The 11408-nt window shown below is 73.6% G+C and carries 4 protein-coding genes; 3 read left to right on the forward strand and 1 reads right to left on the reverse strand.

Annotated elements, in window-relative coordinates:
* Positions 1-6: 6 nt before the first annotated feature.
* Positions 7-2379 carry an accessory Sec system translocase SecA2 gene (gene secA2, locus ACIBM5_RS24525; RefSeq protein WP_396008772.1) on the forward strand — a complete coding sequence of 791 codons (2373 nt, stop codon included), beginning with the start codon at positions 7-9 and terminating at the stop codon, positions 2377-2379.
* 25 nt (positions 2380-2404) lie between these two features.
* Here secA2 and ACIBM5_RS24530 read toward each other — a convergent pair whose 3' ends face one another.
* Positions 2405-3586 (reverse strand): amidohydrolase, encoded by a 1182-nt coding sequence (locus ACIBM5_RS24530; RefSeq protein WP_396008773.1) that lies wholly within the window; start codon positions 3584-3586, stop codon positions 2405-2407.
* A gap of 143 nt (positions 3587-3729) precedes the next feature.
* Here ACIBM5_RS24530 and ACIBM5_RS24535 point away from each other — a divergent pair, with 143 nt between their 5' ends.
* A complete protein-coding gene (locus tag ACIBM5_RS24535) occupies positions 3730-11205 on the forward strand; it encodes an amino acid adenylation domain-containing protein (RefSeq protein ID WP_396008774.1) in 7476 nt (2491 codons plus the stop codon).
* Complete coding sequence (locus ACIBM5_RS24540) at positions 11192-11407, forward strand: MbtH family protein (protein ID WP_391587786.1); 216 nt, start codon at positions 11192-11194, stop codon at positions 11405-11407. The genes ACIBM5_RS24535 and ACIBM5_RS24540 overlap by 14 nt, the downstream gene beginning before the upstream one ends.
* The last annotated feature ends 1 nt before the right edge of the window (position 11408 follow it).

The raw sequence follows: 11408 nt of genomic DNA on the forward strand, positions 1-11408 counted from the left end.
GGCCCAGTGGGCTCGTCCGGTGCTCTCACCCGGTCCGTACGTCGCTTCCTGGGCAGACCCGGGACGGTGGGCTCGACCGGCCTGCGCCCGCTGGTCCGGCGCGCGGGAGAGCGCGAGCCGGCCCTGCGCGCCCTGACCGACGCCGAGCTGCGCGCGGCGGTGGATGTGCTGCGAAGCCGGGCCGCCGCGCGGGACGAAGCCGGGACGCGGAAGGCGTCGGCGGCGTCCTGGGACGACGACGCCCTGGTCGAACTGTGCGCACTGGGCCGCGAGGCCGCCCACCGTGCCCTGGGCGAACGCGCATTCGACGTACAGCTCCTGGGCATGTTGGGCCTGCTCCGCGGCACGGTGGTGGAGATGGCCACCGGCGAGGGCAAGACCCTGGTCGGTGCGCTGGCCGCAGCCGGATTCGCGATCCGGGGTCGGCGCGTGCACGTGTTGTCGGTCAACGACTACCTGGCCCGCCGCGACGCCGAGTGGATGCGGCCCGTCTACGAACTCCTGGGCGTACAGGCCGGCTACGTCACCCAGGAATCCACCCACGCCGAGCGGCGGGCCGGCTACGCCCGGGACGTCGTGCACGTCGCGGTCGGCGAGGTGGGCTTCGACACGCTGCGCGACCGATTGCGCACCGCCGCCGCCGAGTTGGTGCTGCCCGAGCCGGACGTGGCGATCGTCGACGAGGCCGACGCGGTGCTGATCGACGAGGCCCGGATCCCGCTCGTCCTGGCCGGCGGGGTGGCCGCGGGCTCGGACGAGGCGGAGGCCGCCCGGGTCGTCCGGGGCCTGGTCGACGGCCTGCACTTCGAGGCCGAGGCGGACGGGATGACCGTGCACCTGACCGACGCGGGCGTGACCGAGGTGGAACGCGCCCTGGGCGTGGACAACCTCTTCGCACTCGGCATGGATGCCCGGCTCTCGCAGATCAACGTGGCGCTGTACGCGAGCGTGTTGCTGCGCCGCGACGTGGACTACCTGGTCCGGGACGGCCGGATCCGCCTGGTGGACGCCAATCGCGGCCGACTGGCGCAGCGCCAACGCTGGCCGGACGGGCTGCATGCGGCGGTGGAGGCCAAGGAGGGCCTGGTCGTCGGGCCGCGCGGTGAGGTGCTGGACCAGTTGATCGTCCAGGACCTGATCGGCGGATATCCCACCGTCGCCGGGATGACCGGCACCGCCGTGATCGTGGCCGAGCAACTGCGCGAGTTCTACCGCCTGGAGACCGGCGACCTGCCGCCGAACGTGCCGTGTGTACGGGTCGACGAACCGGACCGGCTCTACCACGACGAGGCATCGCGCGATGCCGCACTGATCGACCTGATCGAGCGCACGCACGCCACCGGTCGGCCGATCCTGGTGGGCACCCGCGACGTCGCCAAGTCCGAGCAGATCGGCGCGACGCTACGGGAGTCGGGCCTGCACTGCGCGGTGCTCAACGCCCGGGACGACAGCCGGGAGGCGGCGATCATCGCCGACGCGGGGGCGGTCGGGGCGATCACCGTGTCCACCCAGATGGCCGGGCGCGGCACGGACATCCGCCTCGGTGGCAGGGACGGCGCGGATCACGAACGGGTCGCCGAACTGGGCGGGTTGCTCGTGGTCGGGGTCGGCCGGTACGCCACCCGCCGCCTGGACGACCAGCTCCGAGGCCGGGCCGGCCGGCAGGGCGACCCGGGCACTTCGGTCTTCCTGACCAGCCTGGACGACGAATCGATCACCCGGCACGCGTCCGACCCGCCGCCGCGATCCGCCCGGGTGGAGGACGACGGGCGGATCCGCGATGCCTCGGTGCGGCGCTACGTCGAGCAGGTCCAGCGGGTGGCCGAGGGCGCGTTGCTCGACGGGCACCGCACCACGTGGCGGTACAACCGACAACTGCGGCTTCAGCGCGAGGAGGTGCTCGACCTGCGCCGCCGCGTCCTGCACGGCGACGAGGCCGCCCGCGTCCTGGCCGACCTGCGTCCCGAACGCTGGGCCGAACTCTCGGACGCGGTCGGCGAATCCGTCCTGGCGGAGGCCGCCCGACAGATCCTCCTGCACGACCTCGACGCGGCCTGGAGCGAGCACCTGGCCCGCACCGCCGACCTGCGCGAGGGCATCCACCTGCGCGCCCTCGGCCGGCAGAACCCGATCGACGCCTTCCACGCCGAGACCCAACGCGCCTTCGTCCCGCTGATCGACCGCGCCCGCGAGGCCGCCGCCGAGCACCTGGACACCGCCCACATCACCGAAGCCGGCCTGGACGCCGAACGATCCGACATCCAACGCCCCACCTCGACCTGGACCTACATGGTCCGCGACCACCCCTTCACCTCGATGGACGAGCCGTTCCTGACCACGATCGGCAAACGCCTCCGATCGACCGGCCGGGAGGGCTGACGGGGCCGGCTTCGATCCCGAGCCGCTATCCCCCCGTCGCGCCCCCTCCGCCCCCTTGCCGCAGGAGGGCGTAGTCCGCGGCGGTCCAGGCCATGGCGGTGGCGCCGTCGAGGATGGCGCGGTCGGCGGCCGGGGAGACGGCGGCTTCGGCGAAGGCCGGCTCGTGGGGGCCGCAGGTGCCGCCGGTGATGTCCAGGACCGGGTGGATGGTGGGGATGGCGTGCGAGACGTTGCCCATGTCGGTGCATGCGAAGGGGGGTCGCTCGATCGGGTCCGGGCGGCCCAACTCCCGGGCGTTGGCGCGCCACAGGGCGATCAGGGTCGGGTCGGTGCGGAAGTCGAGGTAGTCCGGCTCGGGGCGGGTCAGCCGGACCTCGCAGCCGATGGCCAGGGCGCCGGCGCGGAAGCAGGCCTCGACGCGGGTGCGGAGTTCGGCCAGGTGGGCCGCGTCGGTGGTGCGCAGCTCGTATTCGGCGGTGGCCCGGTCCGGGACCGCGTTGGGCGAGGTGCCGGCCGCCGTGGTGATGCCGTGCACGCGCCAGTCGGTGGGCAACTGCCGTCCCAGTAGGCCCAGGGCGACCTGAGCCACCGTCAGCGCGTCGGCGGCGCTGCGGCCTTCGTGCGGGTTCAGGCTCGGGTGTGCGGCGGTACCGAGGTATTCCACGGACAGCGTGCCGAGCGCGAAGGAGCGGAACTCGGCCACCTCGAACGGGCACGGGTGCACCATCATCGCCGCGTCCACGCCGTCGAACGCGCCCGCCTCCAGCAGCAACGCCTTGCCCGCGCCGCGTTCCTCGGCCGGGGTGCCGACCACGCGCACGGTGAGGCCGAGCAGGTCCGCGGCGGGCCCGAGGGCGAGCGCCGCGCCGACGCCGGCCGCCGCGATCAGGTTGTGCCCGCACGCGTGGCCCATTCCGGGCAGCGCGTCGTACTCGCATGCGATCGCGACGGTGATCGGGCCGGAGCCGATGCTCGCGACGAAGGCCGTGTCCAGGCCGAACGCGGGCGCGGTGACCGCGTAGCCGTGGGCGCGCAGCAGGTCGGCGCACCACGCGGCGGCCCGGTGTTCGGCGAACGCCGGCTCCGGGTGGGCGTGGATGCGCCTGCTGAGTGCGAGCAGTTCGTCCCGGTTCGCCCGGACCCGATCGCGGATCGCGGCCCGGTCGGCATCCGAGGCCGGTCGGTCCGCAACGTCGGCCACGCTCATGTTCCGCTCCGCTCCATCGAGATTTCTTCGTCCCGGGGGCACCCTGACGAACCCTCGGAAGATAGCTTAGGCTTACCTAACTTCACGTGCCGGGGACCGGTACGTGCCGCCTGTCGTCGTCGCGCCCCGGGAGTCTCCACACCATGCGTCACCACCAGGCCGAGACCACCGTCCCTCATCCGGCCGAATCCGCCGACCCCGCTGCGCCCGCCCGGGCCGCCGAGAGCGCGCCAACCGCCGAGCCCGCCGAGGCCGATGCGCCCGCGCCGGCCGCCGGCACCGACGCCGCCCGGCTGCCCCTGCTCGCCGCCCAGGCCGGCATCGTCTACGCGCAGGCCCTGACGCCGGACGATCCCGGGTACAACACCGGCGACCGGGTCGAGATCCGCGGCCCGCTGGACGCCGACCTGTTCGCCCGGGCACTGCGCCGGGTCGGCAACGAGGCGGAGACGCTGCGCCTGCTGGTGGTCGCGGGCACCGACGGCACCCCGACCCAGCGCGTGACCGACCACGAACACCCGGTGCATCTCCTGGATCTGCGCACCGCGCGGGACCCGGCGGCGAAGGCCCGGGCCTGGCTGCACGCGGACCTGGCCCGGCCCGTCGACCCGACCACCGGCCCGCTGGTCACGCACGCCGTGTTCCGACTCGCCGACGACGTGCACTGGTGGTACCGGCGCGTGCACCACGTCGCGGTGGACGCGTACGCACTCACCCTGATCGACCGCCGCGTCGCCGAGGTGTACACCGCCTTCACCCGCCATGACCGGCCCACCCCCAACCCGTTCGGCACGCTGCGCGAACTGGTCGCGGAGGAGGCCGACTACCGAGGGAGCGAAGCGTACGACACCGATCGCGCGTTCTGGCTGGATCGCCTCGCCGATCATCCCGAACCGGTCACCCTGTCCCGGGCACCGGCAACCGTGCTGCCCACGGGCCCGATTCTGCGCCGCAGCGTCGAACTCACGCCCGCCCGCACCGCGCGGCTCACCGAGGCCGCCTCGAGTGCCCGAGCCACGTGGGCCGAACTGCTCATCGCGGCCACCGCCGGCTATCTGCACCGCCGCACCGGCGCCCGGGAGATCGTGCTCGGCCTGCCGCTGCTCAATCGGCGCAGCCCCACCGCACTGCGCACGCCGGCGATGACGGTCAACCTCCTGCCGCTGCGGGTGCGCGTACAACCCCGGGACACCGCAGCCGAATTGCTGCGCCGGGTGGTGCTCGAACTGCGTGCGGTGCGCCGACACCAGCGGTTCCGCCAGGAAGACCTGCTCCGCGAACTCGGCGCCACGGGCCGGGCCCGACCGCTGTACGGGCCGATGGTCAACATCAAGGCGTTCGAGCGCGATCCGGACCTGGGCGAAGCGGTCGGCCGGGTGCACAACCTGGCCGCCGGCCCCGTGGACGACCTGGCCGTCGGGGTGGTGCCCACCGCCGACGGCGGCCTGCGGATCGACCTGGACGCGCATCCCGCGCGCTACTCCGCCGCGGACCTGGCCGGCCACGAACTCGGCCTGCTGCGCTACCTCGACGCACTGGTCGACCGGTTGCACGACGCGCCCGAGCGGCCGATCGGCCGGATCGACCTGCTCACCCCCGCCGAGGTCGAGCAGGCCACCGCCGGTCGCGCCGAGCCGCCGGCCGACACCACCCTGCCCGAGCTGTACTCCCGCCGGGCCGCACGCACTCCGGACACCATCGCGGTCCGCGCCGGCGCCGACGCCCGTACGTTCGCCGAGATCGAGTCGGCCGCCAACCGGCTCGCCCACGAGCTGATCGCGATCGGGGTGACCGCCGAGGTCCCGGTCGCCATCGCGCTGCACCGCGGTGCGGACACCGTGGTGGCGCTGCTCGCGGTGCTCAAGGCCGGTGGCGTCTGCCAGTTCCTCGATCTCGGCCACCCGGCCCGGCGGATCCGCGACGTGCTGGCCGACACCGCACCGGGCTGCCTGATCGGCACGACCGACACGATCGCGAAGCTGCCGGCGCACACCATCCCCACCCTGCTGTCGGACGATCCTGCCACCCGCGCCCGACTGGCCGCGCACCCGGACCGGGCCCCGCAACCGCCCGGCCTGCGGCAGAGCGCCTACGTGATCCACACCTCCGGCTCGACCGGCCGGCCCAAGGGTGTCGCGGTCACCCACGCCTCGCTCGCCAATCTGTACGCGAGCCACGGCACCGACCACATCGCGCCCGCCGTCGAGCGCACCGGCCGTACCCGGCTGCGGATCGCGCACAGCGCGTCGTTCGCCTTCGACGCCTCGTGGGACCCGGTGTTGTGGATGGTGCACGGCCACGAGCTGCACCTGCTCGACGACGCCGGCTACCGCGATCCGCTCGCCCTGCTCGACTACCTGAACGAGCACCGGATCGACTACCTGGACGTGACACCCACCTACGCCGAGGCGTTGCTCGCCGAGGGCTTGGACGCGCCCGATCGGCACCACCCGGCCGTGCTGGTGGTCGGCGGCGAGAGCGTCGCCGAACCGCTGTGGCAACGGCTCGCCGCGATCCCGGGCAGCCGACCGATCAACCTGTACGGACCCACCGAAACGACCGTCGACGCCTACTTCTGGGGCCCGGACGGTACCGGCAGTGTCGTTCGTGCCTCGCGCGCCTACGTGCTGGACGGTTCGCTGCGCCCCGCCCCGGTCGGGGTGACCGGCGAACTGCACATCGCCGGCGCCTGCCTGGCCCGCGGCTACCTCAACCGGCCCGACCTGACCGCCGAGCGGTTCGTGGCCGACCCGTTCGGCGCCGCGCACGGCGATCCGGGCGCCCGGATGTACCGCACCGGCGACCTGGCCCGACGCCGCGCGGACGGCACGCTCGAACTGCTCGGCCGGGCCGACGAACAGGTCAAGATCCGCGGCTTCCGGATCGAACCGGGCGAGGTCCAGGCGGTGTTGGCCGCCCATCCGGACGTCGCGCAGGCCGCCGTGATCGCCCGGGACGCGGCGCACGGCAAGCGGTTGCTGGGCTACGCCGTCCCGGTCGCCGGGCGCAGCCCATCCCCCGAGACGCTCCGGGCGTACCTGGCCGCCGAGTTGCCCGAGCACATGGTTCCGGCCGCGGTGCTCGTGTTGCCGGCGCTGCCGCGCACCGCCAACGACAAGATCGACCGGCGCGCGCTGCCGGACCCGGCGCCGAGCGCGCCCGGTCTGCGGAAGGGACCTCGCGGATTGCACGAGGAGATCATCTGCGATCTGTTCGCGGCCGTCCTGGAATTGGCCGAACAACCGGCCCGAGACGCCGATTTCTTCGAGCTGGGCGGTCATTCGCTGCTCGCCGCGCGGCTGGCGGCGCGGGCCCGGGAGAGCTTCGAGGCGCCGATCGGCCTGGCCGACGTCTTCCGCCGGCCGACCCCGGCGTGTCTGGCCGAACTCGTTCGGGCGGGCACCGCGCCCGGGCCGCGCCCGGTGCCGGCACCGGTGGCGCACCCCGCCGACCGGCTGCCGCTGTCCTCCGCGCAGCAGCGGCTGTGGTTCATGTACCGGCTCGAAGGGCCCAGCCCCACCTACAACATCCCGCTCGTGCTGACCCTGACCGGCCCGCTGGAGCACACCGCGCTCGAACGCGCGCTGGTCGACCTCGTGGCACGACACGAGACGCTGCGCACCGTCTACCCGATGCTCGGGGACGAGGCGGGTGGAACCGGCGAGCCCCCCGAGGCCGGCGAGATGGACACGGCGACTCCTACGGGCGCGGTGGGCTCGCCGACCGCGGTGGGCACGGCGCCCGCGCCCGACGAGGTGCACGAGGCGCCCACGCAGGGCGAGGTGCGTCAGGCGCCCACACTTGGCGAGGTGCGCGAGGCGGGCGAGCCGTATCAGCGGGTTCTGACGGTCGATCAGGCCCGGCCCCGGCTGCGTCTCGCGGCGCCGGGCGAATCGATCGCCGACGCAGTGCGGCATCCCTTCGACCTCGCGGTCGAACCGCCGCTGCGCGGCACGCTGTTCCGCACGGACGAGCACACCCACACGCTGGTCCTGCTGCTGCACCACATAGCCGGCGACGGCGCGTCCACCACGCCGCTCGCGCGCGACCTGGCCACCGCCTATGCGGCCCGGGTCGCCGGTCGCGAACCGGAGTTCACCCCGCTGCCGGTGCGCTACCCGGACCACGTCGCGTGGCAGGCCCGCCTGCTCGGCACCGCCGCGGCGCCCACTCCCCTGGCCGCCCGGCAACTCGACTTCTGGAAGCGCACCCTCGCCGGCCTGCCGGACGAACTGGACCTGCCCACCGACCGGCCACGCCCCCAGGTCGCCTCCTACGCGGGCGACACCGTGCCGTTCCACCTGGATGCCACCGCGGCCGCGGGCCTGGCCGAGCTGGCCCGCTCGACCGGCACCAGCGTGTTCATGACCGTCCAGGCCGCGTTGGCCGCGCTGCTCACCCGGCACGGCTGCGGCACCGACATCCCGCTGGGCGTCCCGGTCGCGGGCCGCGACGACGATGCCACCGCCGACCTGGTCGGGTTCTTCGTGAACACCCTGGTGCTGCGCGCCGACACCTCCGGTGCGCCGAGCTTCCGCACCCTGCTGGACCGGGTGCGCACCGCCACCCTGGCCGGATACGACCACGCCGACGTGCCGTTCGACCGGGTCGTGGACGAACTCAACCCGCCGCGCTCGCTGGGCCGGCACCCGCTGTTCCAGGTGCTGATCGCGTGGCAGTCTTTGCCCGACACCGAGTTCGCGCTCGGTCCGCTGACCGCGCGGATGACCGCCGTGCCGTCCGGGACGGCCAAGTTCGACCTCACCCTGAACGTGGGCGAGCAACCCGGGCGCGGCGTCGGTGGGTTCGTCGAGTTCCGCACCGACCTGTTCGACCGGGCCACCGTGCTCGGATTGTCCCGTCGGCTCGCCGCGCTGCTGGCCGCCGCCGTCGCCGACCCGGACGCGCCGATCGACACACTGCCGCTGCTCGACGAACCCGAGCGGCACCGCGCGCTCGTCGAGTGGAACGTCGGACCCACCGCGACCGCGACCGCGTCGGCCACCCTGGTTGCCCGCTACGAACAGGCCGCGCGTACCCACCCCGAGCGCATCGCGGTCAGCTGTGCGGGCCTGTCGCTGAGTCACGCGGAGCTGTCCGCGCGCGCCAACCGCCTGGCCCGGCTGCTGGTCGCCCGGGACATCGGTCCCGGCGACATCGTCGCGCTCGCCCTGCCGCGTTCGCCCGAACTGGTCGTGGCCCTGCTCGCGGTCGCCAAGGCGGGCGCCGCCTACCTGCCGCTCGACCCGGACTACCCGGCCGATCGGCTCGCCTACATGCTCGACGACGCCGCGCCGGTGCTCCTGCTCACCGACTCGGCGACCGCACTCCGGTTGCCCGCACACGACCTGCCCCGGATCGCGGTGGACGGCCGGGACGCGGACGCCTACCCGAGTTCCGACCTGGGGCAGCACCAGCGCAAGCGCCCGCTGCGGGCGAGCGATCCGGTCTATGTCATCTACACCTCCGGATCGACCGGTCGGCCCAAGGGTGTGCCGGTCACCCACCACAACGTGGCCCGGCTGTTCACCGCGACCGACCACTGGTTCGGCTTCGGTCCGGACGACGTGTGGACCCTCTTCCACTCCTACGCGTTCGACTTCTCGGTCTGGGAACTCTGGGGCGCGCTGCTGTTCGGCGGCCGGCTGGTCGTGGTACCGCACCTGGTCAGCCGCGATCCGGCCGAGTTCCTCGACCTGCTCGCCCGCGAGCGGGTCACCGTGCTCAACCAGACCCCGTCCGCGTTCCACCAGTTGGTGGCCGCCGACCGGGATCGCCCCGGGCGCGAACTGGCGCTGCGGTATGTGGTGTTCGGCGGCGAGGCGCTGGAACCGGCGCGGCTCGCCGACTGGTACGAGCGGCACGCCGACGACGCGCCGCGCCTGGTGAACATGTACGGCATCACCGAGACCACGGTGCACGTCACCTACCACCCGCTGGACCGCGCGTCGGCCGCCGCCGGGGCGGCGAGCACGATCGGGGTGAACATCCCGGACCTGCGCGTGTACGTCCTGGACCATCGGCTGCAACCGGTCCCACCGGGGGTGACCGGTGAGATGTACGTCGCCGGCGAGGGCTTGGCGCGCGGCTACCTGGGTCGGCATGCGCTGACCGCGGGCCGATTCGTGGCCGATCCGCACGCGGCCCGGTTCGGCGAGCGCGGGGCCCGGATGTACCGCTCCGGCGACCTGGCGCGGCGCCGCGCGGACGGCACCCTGGACTACCTCGGCCGAGCCGACCAACAGGTCAAGATTCGCGGCTTCCGGGTCGAACTCGGGGAGATCGAGGCGGTATTGGCCGCGCATCCGGAGGTCTCGGACACGGCCGTGGTGTTGCGCGAGGACACTCCCGGGGACAAGCGACTGGTGGGCTATGTGGTCGCCGGTTCGCTCGCGGACGGATCCGCACTGCGCGAACACGCCGCCGGGACCCTGCCCACGCACATGGTTCCGTCGGCCGTGGTCGTGGTCGATCGGCTGCCGCTGACCGCGAACGGCAAACTGGACCGCAAGGCGCTGCCGCGGCCGGAGCACACCGCCCCGGCCACCGCGGGTCGTGCCCCGCGCGGACCACGCGAGGAGCAGCTGTGCGCGCTGTTCGCCGACGTGCTCGGCGTGCCCACGGTCGGCGTGCACGACAACTTCTTCGACCTGGGCGGCCATTCGCTGCTCGCGGTCCGGCTGGCCGGGCGGATCAAGTCCGCACTGGGCGCGGACGTGGGCATCGGCACGATCTTCCAGGCCCCCACCGCCGCCGGCCTGGACGCCGCGCTGGAGGCGACGGATCGCACCGACGCGCTGGACGTGCTGCTTCCGCTGCGCCCGGCCGGTCCCACGGACCGGGCGCCGCTGTTCTGCGTGCATCCGGCCGGCGGGCTCTCCTGGTGCTACGCGGGCCTGATCCGGAACCTGCCGGCGGAGCTGCCGCTGTACGGCCTCCAGGCCCAGGGCGTCGGCCCGGCGACCGCCGGCGAGCCGCTGCCGGGCACGCTGGAGGAGTTGGCCGCGCACTATGTCGACCGGCTGCGCGAGGTGCATGGGGAGGGTCCGTACCGGCTGCTCGGCTGGTCGACCGGGGGGATCATCGCGCACGCGATGGCGACCCGGCTCCAGGACCTGGGACACGAGGTGGAGTTGCTCGCGATCCTGGACGCGTATCCGGCCGAGGGTTTTCGGGAGTTGCCGGTGCCCGATCTCGCCGAGGCGCTGGAGGCGCTGCTCACCATGGGCGGCTACGGACCGGAGAGCCTGGCCGGCGCCCCGTTCGAACTCGCCGAGGTGATCGCGGTGTTGCGCCGCGAGGGCAGCCCGCTGGCCGGTCTGGACGAAGCCACGATCGAGGCGCTCAACGACATCTACCTGAACACCAACCACCTCGTCCGCGCCTTCGATCACCGGGTGTTCCGCGGCGACGTGCTGTTCTTCCGGGCCACCGTCGACACCATCGACGAGACCCTCACCCCCGACACCTGGGCCCCGTACGTAAGCGGTCGGATCGACACCACGAACGTGGCCTGCTCGCACAAGGACATGACCCTGCCCGGCCCGATCGCGCGGATCGCGCGCGTGGTCCGGGACCGCCTCACCGAGTTGGAGAGCCCCTCCCATGACCTCTCGTGACCACGAGACCCCGACGAACCCGTTCGACGACGACACGGGCGAGTTCCTGGTCCTGGTGAACGACCTCGGGCAACACTCCCTGTGGCCCGACTTCGCCGCCGTGCCGGACGGCTGGACCGGGGTGCACGGGCCGTGTGCGCGCTCGGCGGCGCTGGAGTGGATCACCGAGCACTGGACCGACCTGAGCCCGGCCGCGCGGTGAC

Origin of the sequence: Embleya sp. NPDC050493 (genome assembly GCF_044458105.1) — a bacterium.
In the GTDB taxonomy this organism is placed as follows: Bacteria; Actinomycetota; Actinomycetes; order Streptomycetales; family Streptomycetaceae; genus Embleya.